The sequence below is a fragment of the Polynucleobacter corsicus genome (assembly GCF_018688255.1).
GTDB classification, from domain to species: domain Bacteria; phylum Pseudomonadota; class Gammaproteobacteria; order Burkholderiales; family Burkholderiaceae; genus Polynucleobacter; species Polynucleobacter corsicus.
Genome location: NZ_CP061314.1, coordinates 1,134,976 through 1,152,468 on the forward strand (window position 1 = coordinate 1,134,976; position 17,493 = coordinate 1,152,468).

Annotated in this window: 12 protein-coding genes; 5 read left to right on the top strand and 7 right to left on the bottom strand. The window is 46.4% G+C overall.

From position 1 onward, the window contains the following. Positions 1-85 precede the first annotated feature (85 nt). Positions 86-973, bottom strand: coding sequence for a DMT family transporter (locus C2747_RS05945; protein WP_215330713.1), 888 nt, complete (start codon positions 971-973; stop codon positions 86-88). A gap of 193 nt (positions 974-1,166) precedes the next feature. Between C2747_RS05945 and C2747_RS05950 the strand changes: the two genes are divergently transcribed. Further along, positions 1,167-1,688, top strand: coding sequence for a phasin family protein (locus C2747_RS05950; RefSeq protein WP_215330714.1), 522 nt, complete (start codon positions 1,167-1,169; stop codon positions 1,686-1,688). 93 nt (positions 1,689-1,781) lie between these two features. Here C2747_RS05950 and lpdA read toward each other — a convergent pair whose 3' ends face one another. Genes lpdA through aceE form a run of 3 tightly spaced genes read right to left on the bottom strand, consistent with a single transcriptional unit; the run spans position 1,782 to position 7,607 of the window. Continuing rightward, positions 1,782-3,575, bottom strand: a complete 1,794-nt coding sequence (gene lpdA / locus C2747_RS05955) for a dihydrolipoyl dehydrogenase (RefSeq protein ID WP_215330715.1) — start codon at positions 3,573-3,575, stop codon at positions 1,782-1,784. Positions 3,576-3,584: 9 nt separating this feature from the next. Beyond that, positions 3,585-4,895 carry a dihydrolipoyllysine-residue acetyltransferase gene (gene aceF / locus C2747_RS05960; RefSeq protein ID WP_215330716.1) on the bottom strand — a complete coding sequence of 437 codons (1,311 nt, stop codon included), beginning with the start codon at positions 4,893-4,895 and terminating at the stop codon, positions 3,585-3,587. Between the two features lie 15 nt (positions 4,896-4,910). Beyond that, positions 4,911-7,607, bottom strand: coding sequence for a pyruvate dehydrogenase (acetyl-transferring), homodimeric type (aceE, locus tag C2747_RS05965; RefSeq protein WP_215330717.1), 2,697 nt, complete (start codon positions 7,605-7,607; stop codon positions 4,911-4,913). A 332-nt stretch (positions 7,608-7,939) separates the two neighbouring features. Between aceE and C2747_RS05970 the strand changes: the two genes are divergently transcribed. From C2747_RS05970 to C2747_RS05985, 4 genes are all read left to right on the top strand, one after another. Continuing rightward, positions 7,940-10,300 (top strand): PAS domain-containing sensor histidine kinase, encoded by a 2,361-nt coding sequence (locus C2747_RS05970; protein WP_251374703.1) that lies wholly within the window; start codon positions 7,940-7,942, stop codon positions 10,298-10,300. 37 nt (positions 10,301-10,337) lie between these two features. Then, a complete protein-coding gene (locus C2747_RS05975) occupies positions 10,338-10,985 on the top strand; it encodes a response regulator transcription factor (protein WP_215304203.1) in 648 nt (215 codons plus the stop codon). Positions 10,986-10,990: 5 nt separating this feature from the next. Beyond that, positions 10,991-11,848, top strand: coding sequence for a bifunctional methylenetetrahydrofolate dehydrogenase/methenyltetrahydrofolate cyclohydrolase FolD (gene folD, locus C2747_RS05980; RefSeq protein ID WP_215330719.1), 858 nt, complete (start codon positions 10,991-10,993; stop codon positions 11,846-11,848). A 74-nt stretch (positions 11,849-11,922) separates the two neighbouring features. Further along, a complete protein-coding gene (locus C2747_RS05985; RefSeq protein ID WP_215330720.1) occupies positions 11,923-14,055 on the top strand; it encodes a M3 family metallopeptidase in 2,133 nt (710 codons plus the stop codon). A 10-nt stretch (positions 14,056-14,065) separates the two neighbouring features. Here C2747_RS05985 and xth read toward each other — a convergent pair whose 3' ends face one another. The 3 genes from xth to glnL are packed head-to-tail and all read right to left on the bottom strand — an operon-like array spanning position 14,066 to position 17,488. Next, complete coding sequence (gene xth, locus C2747_RS05990; RefSeq protein WP_215330721.1) at positions 14,066-14,911, bottom strand: exodeoxyribonuclease III; 846 nt, start codon at positions 14,909-14,911, stop codon at positions 14,066-14,068. Next, on the bottom strand, positions 14,904-16,355 hold the full coding sequence (gene ntrC, locus C2747_RS05995) for a nitrogen regulation protein NR(I) (protein WP_215330722.1): 1,452 nt from the start codon (positions 16,353-16,355) through the stop codon (positions 14,904-14,906). The genes xth and ntrC overlap by 8 nt, the downstream gene beginning before the upstream one ends. Next, on the bottom strand, positions 16,352-17,488 hold the full coding sequence (gene glnL, locus C2747_RS06000) for a nitrogen regulation protein NR(II) (protein ID WP_215330723.1): 1,137 nt from the start codon (positions 17,486-17,488) through the stop codon (positions 16,352-16,354). Before glnL ends, ntrC begins: the two co-directional genes overlap by 4 nt. Positions 17,489-17,493 lie beyond the last annotated feature (5 nt).

The window sequence follows — 17,493 nt, forward strand, 5'->3', positions numbered from 1 at the left end:
CCAAATTGCCTTCCAAAACTTTTAACATACGAGATGATAAATAACTTTTACTTCTAGGCTGCAGTTTTTTACCATTAGAGGCAACTTATTCTGCAATCGTAGCAACAGTACTTGTTTGACCTCGATTAACCAGAACAACTCCAGTCATCGTGAGTAATAAACCACCAGCCATCATAAAGGTGAAAGGCTCACCAAATAAGAACCATGCCATCGCTGCAGTGGTGGGCGGCGTCAGATACAGGAGACTTGTTACCTTGGTTGCAGCCCCCTTGCGAATCATCATAAAAAGCAAGCTGATCGAACCTATGGAGAGAGGGAAAATCGCCCACAATAATGCTCCAATGACTGGGACGTTCCAAACCATAACGCCAGACTCAAAGTAATACATACAAACAAAGCAAAGTATGGCGGATACGCCAAACTGAATCGATGAGCCTGCCCGCAAGTCAAAGACTGGACAGAATTTCTTTTGATAGAGAGTTCCAAACGTAATTGAGAGTAAGGCGGCAAAAGCCAATACGTAACTAAACAGAGGAATATGGGCTAAGCCGATTTTTTCTGCAACAACCAAAGCCACCCCAGCAAATCCAAATCCCAAACCAATCCACTGGCGTCCTGTAACTTTTTCAGATACCCAGGCAGCAAACCAAGCTGTTAGGATGGGCTGTAAGCCCACGATGATTGCTACCAGGCCTGCAGTCATCCCCAACCGGACTGCGAACCAAACCCCCAGTAGATAGCCGAACTGGAGCAACATGCCAGCAACCGCTATGTGTTTGAATTGAGACCAACTTGGCCAGCTGATTCTCCAGACAAGGCTCAGGCATGCCATAGCCATCAATACCCCTGCAAAACGCCAAAACAGGAAAGTGGCGGGCTCAACATAAGGCATTGCTAAGCGTGCAATAACAAAGCCCGTACTCCAAATCAATACAAATAAGGGGGCAATCAGGCTATCAGGCTTCAATCTCATGGATAACTTATTGAAAGGGTGGGATTTTTAGTTAAGCTGTGATTTTAGGCCTATTTCTTAAGCCTCTGTCCAGATCTTGGGGGCGCTGCAATATAAACATTAAATACTGCTCAATGCAGCCCAAATAAATTGACATTGTGCAGATATAGATCATAGTAAGCAAAGCCATGAAATTATCAGGAAAGGTATTGATATGAAATTAACGCCCGAACAAATAGCAGCGGCACAAAAAGCTAACCTAGAAACTTTGAGTGGGCTAACCAATCAAGCGCTACAAAGCATCGAGAAATTAATTGAGCTCAATATGCATATCGCTAAGCAAAGCCTGAGTGAAAGCATGAGTAGCGCCAAGAAAGCGCTTGAAGTCAAAGATATTCAGCAACTCCTCGCCCATCAGGCGGAAGCAGTCCAACCCATGGCTGAAAAAATTATGGCCTATAGTCGCCATCTCTATGAATTAGCTCATGAGACTCAAGCGAGTTTTACCAAGTCCGCCGAAAAAGAATTTCAAGCGGGTCAGCAAAAAATGAATGCCTTGGTAGAAGAATGGACTGAGAATGCGCCAGCAGGCTCAGATGCTGCAGTACACGCCATGAAACAAGCAATCACTTCTGCTGCCAATGTATTTGAAACTAGCCAGAAGGCAGTGAAGCACGCTGTAGATGTTGCGCAATCAGGCAATCAAACGGTGAGAAAAAAAAGTAGCAAGAAATAATGACTATGCAATGACTACATCACTTTTATTGCAGAGATGTACAAAAAAAGCCCCGTTTTTTTCGGGGCTTTTTGCCAAGACAAAGAGGATTACTTAATGTGCCTTCTTCTTTACTGGTGGTAAGTCAGTGCAGTGGCCAAGAGCAGCCTCTGCAGCTAAGCCAACAGATTCACCTAGAGTTGGATGAGGATGAATGGTTTTGCCAATATCCACAGCATCAGCACCCATCTCAATAGCTAGGCAGACTTCACCAATTAAATCGCCGGCATGCGTACCAACTATGCCGCCACCAATAATGCGTTTGCTGGTTGCGTCAAAAATGAGTTTTGTAAAACCTTCATCACGACCATTGGCAATCGCTCTTCCGCTAGCTGCCCACGGAAATAAACCTTTTTCGTAGGCGATCCCCTGAGCTTTACACTGCTCTTCGGTCAACCCAGCCCAAGCCACCTCTGGGTCAGTGTATGCCACCGATGGAATCTGCTTGGCATCAAAATAGGATTTTTCACCTGCAGCGACTTCAGCGGCAACGTGGCCCTCATGTACTGCTTTGTGCGCAAGCATGGGTTGTCCAACAATATCGCCAATCGCAAAAATGTTATGCACATTGGTGCGCATCTGATTATCGACAGGAACAAAGCCGCGCTCGTCTACAACAACGCCTGCAGCTGCTGCGTCAATCTTCTTGCCATTCGGCGTGCGCCCTACTGCAACTAATACTAAGTCGTAAGTCTGTGGCTCTGAGGGAGCACCCTCACCTTCAAAACTCACTGAAATACCGTCAGCCATGACTTCAGCTTTAGATGCTCGAGTCTTCAACATGACCTTTTCGAAACGGCCAGCATTGAATTTCTCCCAGACCTTTTCTAAATCACGATCTGCGCCCGCCATGAGGCCATCCATCATTTCAGCAATATCGATACGGGAGCCTAGGGTGCTATAAACAGTAGCCATCTCCAAACCAATAATGCCGCCACCGATCACCAACATGCGCTTTGGAATGCTCTTGAGTAACAAGGCGCCAGTGCTATCTACGATACGAGGATCTTCTGGTAAGAATGGGAGTTTTACAGGCTGGCTTCCTGCCGCAATGATCGCCTTCTGAAAACGAATCACTTCTTTTTGCCCTGTTAAATCTTGGCCATCACCTTTGGTTAATTCAACTTCTACGTGATTTGCATCTAAAAATCGGCCTAATCCACGCACCACACTAACCTTACGGGCTTTTGCCATGCCGGCCAATCCACCCGTTAACTTGGCAATAACTGAATTTTTGTAGCCACGCAATTGATCAATTTCAATCTTGGGAGCGCCATAGCTAATACCATGCTGAGACATCGTCTTCACTTCATCCATCACTGCAGTAGTGTGAAGCAAGGCTTTCGAGGGAATACAACCCACGTTTAAGCAAACACCGCCTAGAGTTGAATAGCGCTCTATCAAAATAGTACTCATACCCAAATCTGCACTGCGAAATGCGGCACTATAGCCGCCTGGACCTGCACCTAAGACGAGCAATTCGCACTCATGATCCACTTTACCGCTGTATTGACCGGCAATAGGAGCGCTGATGACAGGCGCTGCTACAGGAGTAGTAGCTGCAACTGGTGAGGCTGCAGACGCGGAAGCTTGAGGCGCAGCTGATACCGCCCCCACTTCAATTTCAGCTACGACACTACCTTTACCAACCTTATCGCCAGCTTTGACTGAAATACTCAAAACAGTTCCAGCTGTATCAGCTGGAATTTCCATCGTTGCTTTGTCAGATTCCAGAACGAGTAGTGGCTGCTCTTTTTCAATCACGTCACCCACTTTAATGAGCACCTCAATCACTGGCACATCTGAATAATCACCAATATCCGGTACGAGAATAATTTGCTTGGCCATATCTTTTCCTTAAAGTGCTGCGCGACGGAAGTCGGACATCAGCTGGGCGATATAGACATTAAAACGGGTTGCCAAAGCACCATCAATCACGCGATGGTCAGCGCTGAGTGACAACGGACAAATTAAGCGTGGAACAAATTGCTTACCATCCCATACTGGCTTCATAGCAGCTTTGCTTACACCCAAGATTGCTACCTCAGGTGCATTTACGATTGGTGAGAAATAGGTGCCACCAATGCCACCCAAGGAAGAGATAGTGAAACTAGCGCCCTGCATTTGCTCGGGCTTTAGTTTTCCATCTCGAGCTTGCGCGGCTAGCTCAGAGGTTTCACGAGCAAGCTCAAAAATACCTTTTTTATCTGCATCACGAATCACTGGCACCACTAAACCATTTGGCGTATCAGCGGCAAAGGCAATATTAAAATACTTCTTCAATACCAAGTCATCGCCATCGATGGAGCTATTGAATTCTGGATATTTCTTGAGAGCAGCAACAGCAGCCTTCATCATGAAAGCCAACATGGTGATTTTGAGGCCCTGCTTTTCATTCTCTTTATTGGTCAGCACTCTGAATGCTTCGAGATCGGTAATATCAGCATCCTCGTGATAAGTCACAGCAGGAATCATCACCCAGTTACGACCTAGGTTCGCAGCGGTTAACTTCTTAATACGATTTAAAGGCTGACGTTCGGTTTCTCCAAACTTAGAGAAATCGACTTTTGGCCAAGGAATTAGATTCAGGCCACCTAAGCTTCCGCCAGATGCGGTCGATGCGCTACCGGCACCACCAATCATTGCAGCCTTTACAAAAGCCTGCACGTCTTCTTGGGTAATTCTGCCTTTAGGGCCAGAACCTTTCACCTGATGAACTGTAACGCCGAGTTCACGAGCAAATTTACGGACTGAAGGACTTGCGTGACTGGCTGTTGGATCTATTTCAACCGGCGTATTACTAACAGGAGGTGGTGCAGGTGCACGCAAAATCGGTGGCTCTACTTTTGGGGCTGGTGCCGCAGCAGGTTCAGTTTTCGCTACTGCGGGAGCGGCAGCTTGTAAGGCAGCTGGAGCTGCAGTTGCGCCACTCTCTTCAAGCACGAGAACGATGGCGCCCTCTGAAATAGAGTCGCCCACTTTAACCATGACCTCTTTTACAAGACCGGAGTGTGATGAGGGGACATCCATGGTTGCCTTGTCTGACTCCAGAACAACAATAGATTGCTCTTTCTCAACACGATCACCGACTTTTACCAATACCTCGATGACGGGCACATCTTTGTAATCCCCAATATCTGGGACTTTAATATCAATTAGTTGGCTCATAGTATCTGTCTCTTATCAAACCGTCATTGGGTTTGGCTTAGTGGTGTCAATGCCGTACTTCTTAATCGCTTCAGCTAACTTTTGGCGATCAAGCTGGCCAGCATCTACCAATGAGCGCAAGGCTGTGAGGACAACCCAGCAGCGATCTACTTCAAAGAAATCGCGTAATTTTTCACGAGTATCGGAACGTCCAAAACCATCTGTTCCTAGCACCTCAAAGCGACGGCCTAGATGCTGAATGGCTGGGCGAATTTGCTCAGCAAACAAGCGGACATAGTCAGTAGCAGCGATGATCGGGCCCGCAGTATCTTTGAGGCACTGCTCTACATGAGATAAAGCAGGTGCTGCAGTTGGGTTCAGCAGATTATTACGATGAACTGTATTCCAATTACGACCGAGTTCAGTAAAGCTTGGGCAACCCCACAAATCGGAAGCAATGCCCCAATCTTTATTTAGGATTTCAGCGGCTTCAATAACTTCACGGAAGATAGTTCCCGAACCTAATAGCTGTACACGCAATTTCGCATTACCATCGCCAACCGACTTGAGTTTGTACATACCTTTAATGATGTCTTGTTCTGCACCTTTTGGCATAGCTGGATGAGCGTAGTTCTCATTCATCAAAGTGATGTAGTAGTACACATCTTCTTGTTCAGCCAACATGCGGCGCATACCATCTTGAATTACTACGGCCACCTCAAATGAGAATGAAGGGTCATAGCTAATACAGTTTGGAATTGAAGCACTCCATACCTGGCTGTGACCATCTTCATGCTGAAGGCCTTCACCATTCAAAGTCGTTCTACCGGCAGTACCGCCCAATAAGAATCCACGACTGCGCATATCACCTGCAGCCCAACAGAGGTCGCCAATCCGCTGGAAACCAAACATGGAGTAGAAGATGTAAAAAGGCAACATCGGTACGCCATGGGTTGAGTATGAAGTGGCGGCGGCGATCCAGTCGCACATACCGCCCGCTTCATTAATGCCTTCTTGCAAAATCTGACCAGTCTTGTCCTCTTTATAGAACATCAATTGATCATGATCTTCTGGGGTGTAAAGCTGGCCTAGCTGATTCCAAATACCTAATTGGCGAAACATACCTTCCATGCCAAAAGTACGTGACTCATCTGGAACAATCGGAACAACCCGCTTACCCAAAACCTTGTCGCGCACAATCGTGTTGAGTATGCGAACAAAGGCCATCGTTGTGGAAATCTCACGGCCATCAGTAGTTGCTTCTAGTAATGGTGCGAATACCTCAAGCGCAGGTACAGGCAAGCTCTCAGCCTTCATGCGACGCTGTGGCAAATAGCCGCCCAACTCTTGACGGCGAGCTTTCATATACTCAAGCTCTGGGCTTCCTTCAGCAAATTTCACTAAAGGCATTTCTTCTAATTGCTCATCTTTTACGGGGATCTCAAAACGATCGCGGAAACGACGTACGTCATCTGCATTCATCTTCTTGGCTTGGTGGGCAATATTCATCGCCTCGCCCGAGCCACCCATACCGTAGCCTTTAATGGTGTGGGCCAAAATAACGGTTGGCTGATCCTTGTGATTTACGGCTGAATGAAAAGCTGCAAACACCTTATGGGGATCATGACCACCGCGATTGAGTTGCCAAATCTCGTCATCACTCCAGTCGCTGACCAATGCCTTTAATTCGGGGGTATTGAAAACGATTTCGCGGACGTAGGCACCACTCTTGGCTTTCATAGTCTGGTATTCACCATCGACAATCTGACCAAGACGCTGCATCAAGATGCCTTTTTTATCGCGAGCAAACAATGCATCCCAATGACCACCCCAAACTACCTTGATTACATTCCAACCGGCGCCACGGAACTCACCTTCGAGTTCTTGAATAATTTTGCCGTTACCTCGAACAGGGCCATCAAGACGTTGCAAGTTGCAGTTCACAACAAAAATCAGGTTATCTAATTTTTCACGGCCGGCCATACCAATCGCACCGAGTGATTCCGGTTCATCAGTTTCACCATCGCCGAGGAAGGCCCACACTTTTCTACCTTCCGCTTGAATGAATCCACGATCCTGCATGTAGCGCATAAAGCGTGCTTGATAAATAGCCATGATTGGGCCAAGGCCCATCGATACCGTAGGAAACTGCCAGAAATCTGGCATCAACCAAGGATGTGGATAGCTAGAGATCCCTTTGCCGCCCACTTCTTGACGGAAGTTATTCAGCTGCTCATCAGACAAACGACCGAGCATATAGGCCCGGGCATATACACCTGGAGCTGAATGCCCCTGAACAAATATCAGATCACCACCATGCTCTGGTGATGGGGCATGCCAGAAATGGTTAAAGCCAACGTCATACAGAGTTGCCGCCGACTGGAAAGAAGAAATATGACCACCAACGTTGGTATCTTTATTGGCACGCAAGACCATAGCCATTGCGTTCCACCGCGTGTAGGAACGGATGCGGTGCTCGACATTTTGATCGCCTGGTAAACGTGCTTGCTGCTCTACAGGGATTGTGTTGATGTAAGGAGTTTCAGCATGAAAGGCTTGATTCACCCCATTCACTCGAGCATGGGAAATTTGCTGATCAATCAGATAGGCAGCACGCTCTGGACCCTCATTCCGAATCACACCATCGAGGGCCTGTAACCACTCTTGGGTTTCGCCTGGATCAGCATCTTGTTCTCCTGCGCTACCCAAAATTTGTTCTGGAACCGCTGCCATAAACTGCCTCCATTTATTACATCGTTTTTATTGATTTACTCTATAGGCAATATTCTAGGAAGGTCTATGGGTGTAAACAAGCAATTTTCCACATAATGATAATATTTCTCACTATGTGGAATTTTGTTGCATCGCAATTAGAGTGGTGACCAAAACAAAACAAGCAAAAAGAAGCGAGCAATAAGGCAAAATATGCGAAATACATGAAAAAAATCGCATTTTCCTTTTGGCAGCTCTCGCCAATAAAGTGGCTCCGACGAATACGAGGATTTAAGCTTGTCTTCACACCCCTAATAGCCATCGTTCTATTTACTGTAGTGATGGGAATCATTATGGGGACCTTGCAATTGCAAGAAAAAAGTCAACAAGAAGCCGCTCTATTTAGAGAGCTCTCTTTTGCAAAGCAACGTATCCAATTGCGTTTTGCCAACAATACCGATGTTCTTCAGTCTCTTGGGCGTGACTATGTGAGTGGCGGCGAATCCTTCAAGTCAAAGGAAAACTTCATCATTCAGGCTGAAAATTTATTGCAAAGTAATCATGAAATTGCACAAATAGTTTGGATTGATAAAGTAGGTCAACGACAGTGGAGGATTCCGCTAGATAACTTAAGAACAGATTGGTTTAATAAGGATGTTAACGCTGAGACTATCAATCAAGGCTTAAGAAAAACCCTTGAGCTCAGTACAGCAACAAGCAGACCTGCTTTTAGTCAATTCATGACGCTTGAAGTTCCTAGCGATGAAGTCATCTCAAAAGAAATTCGTAACGTATTTTGGCAAACAGTTCCCCAGATTTCTGGCAATGAAATTAATGGCATGGTAGCTGTTCTATACACCACACAAGGCTTGCTTGAAATGATTCCTGGCGAGCTCAAGGGCCAGTATCGCTTCACATTAATTACAGACGATGACAGGGTCCTAGCAATCTCATCTGATAAAAATACGCCAAAGCGTGCATTTAGTAATCAAACTAGTTTAGATATTGGAGTTCTCAGTCCAAACCTCAGTCTACGCATTGACACCTACCCGCCAGCAACGAATTTAACTTTTAGGATGTTGATAGGCGTCGTGCTGGGTTTGAGTGCATTTGTGATCTGGAGCTTATGGTCTGTTCTTAAGCAGATGCAAGTAAGGCAAGAGGCCGAAGCAAATCTTCGGGCAGAAACCAATTTCCGTCGTGCGATGGAAAATTCCACTCCAGTTGGAATTCGTGCGCACGATATGAATAGAGTGATTACTTACGTGAATCCGGCTTTTTGTGAGATGACTGGGTGGTCTGCAGAAGAACTCATTGGACTGAGCCCCCCATTTGCCTTTTGGCCTGAAGGCCAGAAAAATGAGCTGACCGACAAGATGAATAAGGCTCTCAAAATAGCGCTGAGTGAAGAGAGAACTATTGGGATTGAGGGCTCGATTCTCCACAGAGATGGATCAGTCATTCAGACGCGTACATTTATTGCGCCCCTCGTAAATGAAAAGGGTCAACAAACTGGCTGGGTCACTTCATTAATTGATATCTCAGAACCTAAGAAAATTCGAGAAGAATTAGCAGCTTCACAAGAGCGATTTGTTGCTGTACTAGAAGGGCTTGATGCTGCCGTTTCAGTAGTATCAAATGAGAACGGCGAACTATTATTTACAAATCGCTTCTATCGTGAACGCTTTGGTAATACTGCCAAGGGTCACTTTGAATTGGCCGGTAGCGAAAAGACATCCGAAGGTATTTCAGCCCAATCACCCTATCAAGAAACTGAATCAGAAGAAATTCAATTGCTAGATGAGGTGTCGGGAGCCTCAAAATGGTATGAAGTTCGCAGACGTAATGTCCCATGGGTAGATGGGCACTTGGCACAATTATTAATTGCCACGGATATTACGCTTCGCGTAGAAGCTGATGACTTGGCTCGACAACAAGAAGAGCGGATGCAATTTACTAGCCGCTTAACAACCATGGGTGAAATGGCTTCTTCCTTGGCCCATGAATTAAATCAACCGCTTGCTGCAATTTCGAACTACTGCATGGGTATAGCAAAACGCTTGCAGGGTCAGCTTGATCCTGCCTTACAAAAAGATATTCTTCCGGCGCTAGAGAAGGCATCTGATCAGGCTCATCGCGCTGGTACGATCATTCAGCGTATTAAGGGCTTTGTAAAACGAAGTGAACCCCAAAGAAAGTCTTGCGACATTGCTGAAATCATTCACGATGCCGTTGGATTAGTGGAAATTGAAGCCCATCGCCATCGCTTGAGTATCAGCACTGAAATTGCTGAAAATCTTCCCGCGGTCGACTTAGATCCAGTCTTAATTTTGCAGGTCTTGGTCAATCTCCTGAAAAACTCGCTGGATAGTCTGAGGGAGGTTTACCCCCTTTCCTCGCGCTGGTCGGCTCCCCCCGTGCGGATCTCGGCGGATTTAGACACCAGCACCTTCCCCGCCATGTTGCGTATTCAGGTACGGGACGCGGGGGGCGGAATCGCAAAATCAGTGATTGAGCGCATGTTTGAGCCCTTTTTCAGCACTAAAAGTGATGGTATGGGCATGGGTCTGAACATTTGCCGATCTGTAATTGAGTCCCATCAGGGCCGTCTTTGGGCAACCAATCTGATGGATGCTGAACATACAAAGTTGTCGGGCTGCACCTTTACAATACTATTACCTCTAGAGTCTCCGGGCTCTAAGGATAGTATTTAATTTATGTATTTTTTTAGGTTTATTTGCGAAAGCTAATATGAATATCAGTGCTGCTACCAAACCCAATCAAGCTGAAGTAGTTTATGTAGTAGATGACGATGAGGCAGTTCGCGACTCCCTCACCTGGCTACTCGAAAGTAATGGTTATGTTGTTCGCTGTCATGCAAGTGCTGAGCGTTTCTTGCAGTCACTCCAAAGTACTGATAAATCAACCATCTCTTGCGCCATTCTGGATGTCCGTATGTCCGGCATGTCTGGCCTAGAACTACAAGAGCGCCTGATTAGCGAAAATCTACCCATGCCGGTTGCCTTCATTACCGGTCATGGCGATGTGTCGATGGCAGTTTCTACTATGAAGCGTGGTGCGGTGGACTTTATCGAAAAACCATTTAAAGAAAATGATCTCTGCGGCTTAGTAGATCGCATGCTTGGAAAAGCGCGTATTGATTACTCCCAAGCAAGTCAGCGCAAGGTCACGCAAAGCCTCTTGAGCAAACTCACTGGGCGTGAACGCCAAGTACTCGAGCGCATCGTAGCCGGTCGTTTAAACAAACAAATCGCAGATGATCTGAGTATCTCGATCAAAACTGTAGAGGCTCATCGCGCTAATATTATGGAAAAGCTCAACGTGAATACCGTTGCAGATCTTCTGCGTCTTGCCCTTTCTGATCCACAACCTAATTAAATTTTATGCCTGCACAGTTACTCGATGGCATCGCGCTATCAAAAAAATTACGCACTGAAATTGCTGCTCGTGGAGCAATCGTTACCGCCAAGGGTGTTAGACCAGGTTTAGCAGTCATTGTTGTTGGCGAAAATCCTGCTAGCCAGGTTTATGTCAGAAATAAAGTAAAGGCCTGTGAAGACGTTGGCTTCCACTCTGTACTTGAGCGCTTTTCTGTAGAGTTAGGCGAAGAGGAATTACTAGCTCGCATTGCCACTCTCAATGCTGATCCAGCCATCCATGGCATCTTGGTTCAATTGCCACTTCCTGAGCACATTGCGGCTGAGCGGGTACTTGAGGCAATCGCACCCGAGAAGGATGTAGACGGTTTTCACGTAGCTAATGCTGGTGCCTTGATGGTGGGTCAGCCTGAATTCAAGCCATGCACTCCTTATGGCTGCATGAAGATTTTGGAAAGCATTGACTACCCTATCCGTGGTGCACGCGCCGTGATCGTGGGTGCCTCCAATATTGTTGGCAAACCGATGGCCATGCTCTTGCTGCAAGCAGGTGCGACAGTCACTATTTGTAATAGCAAGACTCGTGACTTAGCGCATCACACTAAGGATGCCGATATTTTAGTAGTGGCGACCGGCAAACCGAGAATGATTACCGGTGATATGGTCAAAAATGGCGCCGTAGTCATTGACGTGGGCATTAATCGCATGCCCGATGGAAAACTCTGTGGCGACGTTGATTTTGATGCCGTTCAATATGTTGCTGGTTGGATTACACCTGTGCCCGGTGGCGTAGGCCCCATGACCATCACTATGCTTTTGATGAATACCTTAGAGGCAGCAGAAAAGGCTGCGAAGCCGTCTTAATAGACGCCTTTGCTTGAGGGCCTTTTTTTAGGGTCTGATTAGCAAAAGTATCTGTCGTCCATTAAGCTATAGGGATGACTAAATCAACCACATCAAAGCCCTCCACCGAACTCCAGAAAAATCCACTAATTGCATTCGGAAGAGGAATTTGCGCCTACGCTGAGGTAAAGCCATCCGACATTGCGCCGGCAATCGATTTCCTTCTGCAGGGGGCGCAATCTGCAGTGGATCATGCAGTAGACCCAAGCACCCCTGCAAACTGGAATGATTTGCTCGAACCCCTTGAGGACGCAACTGAATCCCTAAGTCGGTCATGGGGTGTTGTTTCTCACTTAAATAGCGTCGGAGATACGCCGGAGCTACGCGCTGCTTATGGCGAGATGATGCCTAAGGTAACCGCCTTCTTTTCAAGCTTGGGACAAAATCTTGCGCTGTATGAAAAGTTTAAGCTCTTGAGCCAAGGTGGCGACTATTCGAAACTCAATTCCGCCCAGAAAAAAGTGATTGAAAACTCATTGAGAGACTTTCGCCTTGGTGGGGCTGAGCTAAGTGATGCTGATAAGCCCCGCTTCGCAGAGATTCAAGACGAGCAAGCATTATTAGGCAAGGCCTTTTCTGATCATGTTTTAGATGCCACTGATGGATTCATTCATCTTATTACTGATGATGCCGATTTGGCTGGCCTACCTGAGGATGCTGTAGCTGCTGCAGCCGATCTTGCTCAACAGAAGAATCTTCAGGGTTGGGCATTTTCACTACACTTCCCTTCTTATTACCCAGTAATGCAGTACTCCGAGAACAGATCACTACGTCGCTTAATGTATGAGGCCTATGTAACTCGAGCTTCTGAACTAGCCCCTCAGTACTCTCAAGGTAACCTCAATTGGGATAATACGCAAAACATGCTTGAGCAACTAAAGCTACGCGATGAAGAAGCGCGCATGCTGGGGTTTAAAAACTATGCCGCTCTAAGTTTGGCACCTAAAATGGCAAGCACTGTTGAGGAAGTCGATATCTTCTTAACGAATTTTGCTCAAAAAGCAAAACCTTTTGCATTAAAGGATTGGCAAGAACTTTCTCTGTTCGCTAAGACTGAGCTGTCTATTGCTGATGGATTGGAGCCCTGGGATATTGCCTATGCTTCCGAGAGATTGAAACAAGAGCGCTATTCTTTTTCTGAAAATGAGCTCAAACAGTACTTCCTCTTACCTAAAGTATTGGAGGGCTTATTTGGTGTCATTCAAACTTTATTTGGCGTAAAGATTGAAAAGGCTGATTTGCCAACTTGGCATGCAGATGTGCAGTCCTTCTCCGTCAAAAATGCGGCTGACACTACAGTAGCCTATTTTTATCTTGACCCCTACGCAAGGTCGGGTAAACGTGGTGGAGCCTGGATGGATGATGCGCGCGGTCGTCGTGAATCACCCAATGGAGAAATCCAGATACCAGTAGCGTATCTGGTCTGTAACTTTGCGCCCCCTGTAAAAGTAAATGGTGTATTACGCCAACCGACAATCACTCATGATGATGTGATCACACTTTTTCATGAGAGTGGTCATGGCCTGCATCACCTCTTAACGCAAGTCAGTGCATTAGGAGTATCTGGCATCAATGGTGTTGAGTGGGATGCTGTAGAGTTACCAAGCCAATTTATGGAAAACTTCTGCTGGGAATGGGAGGTCTTAGAAAAAATGACAGCGCATGCTGAAACTGGAAAACCACTCCCTCGTGAATTATTTGAAAAAATACTGGCTGCCAAGAATTTTCAAAATGGCTATATGACTTTGCGTCAGGTTGTGATGTCACTCACTGATTGGCGTCTGCATGCCAGCTTTGATCCAAAGAGTGCGCATGGGCAGGCTGTGCTTAATTTATCCAGAAACATCGCCGATCAATTTAATGTCATACCGCAAGCATCTATCTCCCGCTGGATAAATACCTTTAGCCATATCTTTGCTGGTGGCTATGCTGCTGGCTATTACAGTTATAAATGGGCAGAAGTACTTTCTGCCGATGTCTATTCCGCTTTTGAAGAAGCGGCCAAATTGACTGGTAGCGTCCTTGATGAAAAAACAGGTATACGCTATCGCCAAGAGATTCTGGAGGTGGGTGGTAGCCGCCCTGCTGCTGAATCATTTAAGGCATTCAGAGGTCGCGAGCCCAGCATCGATGCCCTACTTCGTCATGGCGGCCTAGTAACTCAGTGAAGGTGACGATCTAAGCCTTAATTTCTGCAATCACGGGGGCATGATCCGAAGGCTGCTCCCAAGTCCGAGGCTCTTTATCAATGATGCTTGAGCTGCACTTTTCTTTAAGGGCATCACTTAATAGAATGTGATCAATTCGCATACCGGCGTTTCTTCGAAAGCCCATCATGCGGTAATCCCACCAGCTAAAGGATTTGGGCGCTTGCTCAAACATGCGGAAAGAGTCCGTCAAGCCCAAATTCAGCAGTTGCTCAAAGGCTTTACGCTCTTCCGGGGAAACTAGGTTTTGCCCAATCCATTTCGAGGGATCGTGTACGTCGATATCACTCGGTGCGATATTGAAGTCGCCCAAAAGAGCTAAGCGACTATTCTGAGTTAATTCTTCTCTTAACCAATTTTCTAGCGCTTTGAGCCAGTCTAGTTTGTAAACGAACTTATCGCTATCGGGCGACTGTCCGTTAGGGAAGTATGCCGATACTAGGCGAATCGGCTGCATTCCCTTAAAACACACTGTAGCCGCTAAGATGCGTTGTTGCTCATCTACATGAGCCGGAATATTTCTCACTGGCTTTAGAAATGTGGTGTCATGGTCAGTAGCAATAGGTGCTAAGGCAGCTTTGCGAACAATAATTGCCACACCGTTATAGGTTTTTTGCCCAGCAGCAACGCTGATGTACCCAGCTTCTTCAAGCTCTTGATGTGGATACTTATCATCAGTTAACTTGAGCTCCTGAAGACAGAGTGCATCGATAGGTGCTTTTGCTCGCTCTTGATCTTGTAGCCACTTGAGCACCTGCGGTAAACGCACCTTCAGAGAATTTACATTCCAAGCAGCTATTCTGACTGAATCAGTCATTAATTCCCAGCTCCTGCAACTTTCGAGTAATTGTATTGCGACCGATACCCAGTCTTTGAGCTGCTTCTACACGTCTGCCGCGGGTAACTTCTAGCGCAGCTTGTAGAACTGCCTTTTCAAATTTAGAGCACAACACGTCATACACCCCTGAATCTCCATCCTGCAACATTTTGACTGCAAGGCGACCTAAACCACCTTCCCAATCAACCGAGCCAGTCTTAACAGCAAGCTGCACTTTAGAGCTAGATTCACCTTGCAGCAGCTCGGATTGTTCACTGGCTTCTGTCAAAATATCAGCAGGCAAATCACTTACCCCGATGACATTAGACGGCGTCATTACCGTCAACCAGTGACAGAGATTTTCTAATTGACGCACATTACCAGGAAATGGCATAGAGCTCATTTCTTTTAAAACGTCATCCGAAAGATTTTTAGCCTCTACACCTAAGGACTTTGCACAAGACAACATAAAATGTCGTGCCAAAACGGGGATATCCTCTGCACGCTCACGCAATGCTGGCATACGCAAGCGAATAACATTTAAGCGGTGTAATAAATCTTCCCGGAAAGCACCCGCGGCCACTCGGGCCTCTAAGTTTTGGTGGGTCGACGCAATGATGCGTACATTTGCTTTAATCGGATCTTGACCGCCAACACGGTAAAAATGACCATCAGTTAGAGCGCGTAACAAACGTGTTTGTAGGTCGAATGGGATTTCACCAATCTCATCCAAGAATAAGGTGCCACCATCAGCCTGCTCAAAACGGCCGCGGCGTAAAGTCAAAGCTCCAGGGAAAGCGCCGCGCTCGTGGCCGAATAACTCTGACTCAAACAAATCCTTTGGAACTGCTGCAGTACTAAAGGCAACGAATGGACCTTTCGCGCGAGGACTATGCTTATGCAGTGCTTGTGCTACCAACTCTTTGCCAGTGCCAGACTCGCCTGTAATTAATACTGTTGAATGTGACTGAGCTAAACGTCCGATCGCTCTAAACACTTCCTGCATTGCTGGAGCCTGGCCAATAATTTCAGTGGAATCTTGTCTCCAGCCATTCATCTCTTTATTGCCAGATTGGTTGCGCTCACTCTGCTCCATAGCGCGACGAATTAACTCAACTGCTTTATCAATATCAAATGGCTTAGTAAGGTATTCAAATGCGCCACCTTGAAAAGATGAGACCGCTGAGTCTAAATCAGAATAAGCAGTCATGATGATCACCGGAAGCAGTGGATGGGTTTCTTTTACATTTTGCAAAAGATCTAAACCATTGCCACGTGGCATACGAATATCTGAAATCAATACCTGGGGGGAATCTTTTTCCAATGCATCAAGTACATCATTGGGATTGGAAAAGCTTTTATGCGGAATATTCTCGCGAGTCAACGCCTTCTCTAACACCCAACGAATTGATTGGTCATCATCAACGATCCAAACGGGTTTCATAATACTTTCTCCTGCCTGCGATAAGGAATTTGAATTTGGAAATCAGTCCGTCCAGGACGGCTATTACAGGCGATAAAGCCTTGGTGCTGCTGCACAAAAGTTTGAGCTAAAGTAAGGCCAAGACCACTGCCCCCATCCCTACCAGATACCAAGGGGAAGAAAATGCGCTCGCGAATTTCATCTGGGATACCAGGTCCGTTATCAATCACATGTAAATCCATCGCCATCTTGTAGCGTTGTTTAGAAATAGTTACTGAGCGCGCTACTCTTGTCTTCAATTCAATTTGAGCTGTACCTTGAGAAATTTCTTCAGTAAGCGCCTGGGCTGCGTTGTGAGCAATATTTAAGACCGCTTGAATCAACTGCTCACGATCACCCAAAACATCAGGCAGACTGGTGTCATAGTTACGAATGATTCTGAGACCCTTAGGAAACTCAGCTAATACGAGACTACGAACTCGCTCTAGCGCCTCATGAACATTAAATGACTCCATGGCATGCGCCTTGCGATGCGGTGCGAGCAGTCGATCAACTAAATTCTGTAAGCGATCAGATTCTTTAATAATGACTTGAGTGTATTCACGCAAGCCCTTTTCTGGAAGCTCGAACTCGAGTAATTGAGCGGCGCCACGAATGCCGCCTAAAGGATTTTTGATTTCATGCGCTAAGTTACGCATTAACTGTTTGTTTGCTTCAACTTGCTGTGTCACACGCTCATCCCGCTCGCTACGTAACTGCTGATCAATCGGGAACCACTCCATCATGATGAGTGTTGGATCTTCAAGGCTAGCTACCACCACATGCGCAGGAATAGATTCTTGATGAATGCTACCGGGCAAGGAATGCAACATCATTTCCTGTCGTTTTGCAGAAAAGTGCCCTGCCTTAACCTCATCAATCATGTGATTGAGGGCTTCATTGGATCCAAATAATTCGCGCACAGATTGACCCTCAAGTGATTTACGAGAAAGATCCAGCGCAGACTCTGCTGCAGGATTCACATAAACCAATTGTTGGTTATCAGCCTCAAATACCACGACGGCATTGGGCATCTGATCAAGCAATGTCGGAAAAAAAGGAGCAGCCGAAGCTGCCCCTTTGAACGAATTGCGCAACAGACCTGCGCTCAACATTTCTC

What these genes read in the sequence shown, in the direction of transcription:
- C2747_RS05945 (WP_215330713.1), bottom strand. Translation starts at nt 973, where the DNA reads ATGAGATTGAAGCCTGATAGCCTGATTGCCCCCTTATTTGTATTGATT.
- C2747_RS05950 (WP_215330714.1), top strand. Translation starts at nt 1,167, where the DNA reads ATGAAATTAACGCCCGAACAAATAGCAGCGGCACAAAAAGCTAACCTA.
- lpdA (WP_215330715.1), bottom strand. Translation starts at nt 3,575, where the DNA reads ATGGCCAAGCAAATTATTCTCGTACCGGATATTGGTGATTATTCAGAT.
- aceF (WP_215330716.1), bottom strand. Translation starts at nt 4,895, where the DNA reads ATGAGCCAACTAATTGATATTAAAGTCCCAGATATTGGGGATTACAAA.
- aceE (WP_215330717.1), bottom strand. Translation starts at nt 7,607, where the DNA reads ATGGCAGCGGTTCCAGAACAAATTTTGGGTAGCGCAGGAGAACAAGAT.
- C2747_RS05970 (WP_251374703.1), top strand. Translation starts at nt 7,940, where the DNA reads ATGGGGACCTTGCAATTGCAAGAAAAAAGTCAACAAGAAGCCGCTCTA.
- C2747_RS05975 (WP_215304203.1), top strand. Translation starts at nt 10,338, where the DNA reads ATGAATATCAGTGCTGCTACCAAACCCAATCAAGCTGAAGTAGTTTAT.
- folD (WP_215330719.1), top strand. Translation starts at nt 10,991, where the DNA reads ATGCCTGCACAGTTACTCGATGGCATCGCGCTATCAAAAAAATTACGC.
- C2747_RS05985 (WP_215330720.1), top strand. Translation starts at nt 11,923, where the DNA reads ATGACTAAATCAACCACATCAAAGCCCTCCACCGAACTCCAGAAAAAT.
- xth (WP_215330721.1), bottom strand. Translation starts at nt 14,911, where the DNA reads ATGACTGATTCAGTCAGAATAGCTGCTTGGAATGTAAATTCTCTGAAG.
- ntrC (WP_215330722.1), bottom strand. Translation starts at nt 16,355, where the DNA reads ATGAAACCCGTTTGGATCGTTGATGATGACCAATCAATTCGTTGGGTG.
- glnL (WP_215330723.1), bottom strand. Translation starts at nt 17,488, where the DNA reads ATGTTGAGCGCAGGTCTGTTGCGCAATTCGTTCAAAGGGGCAGCTTCG.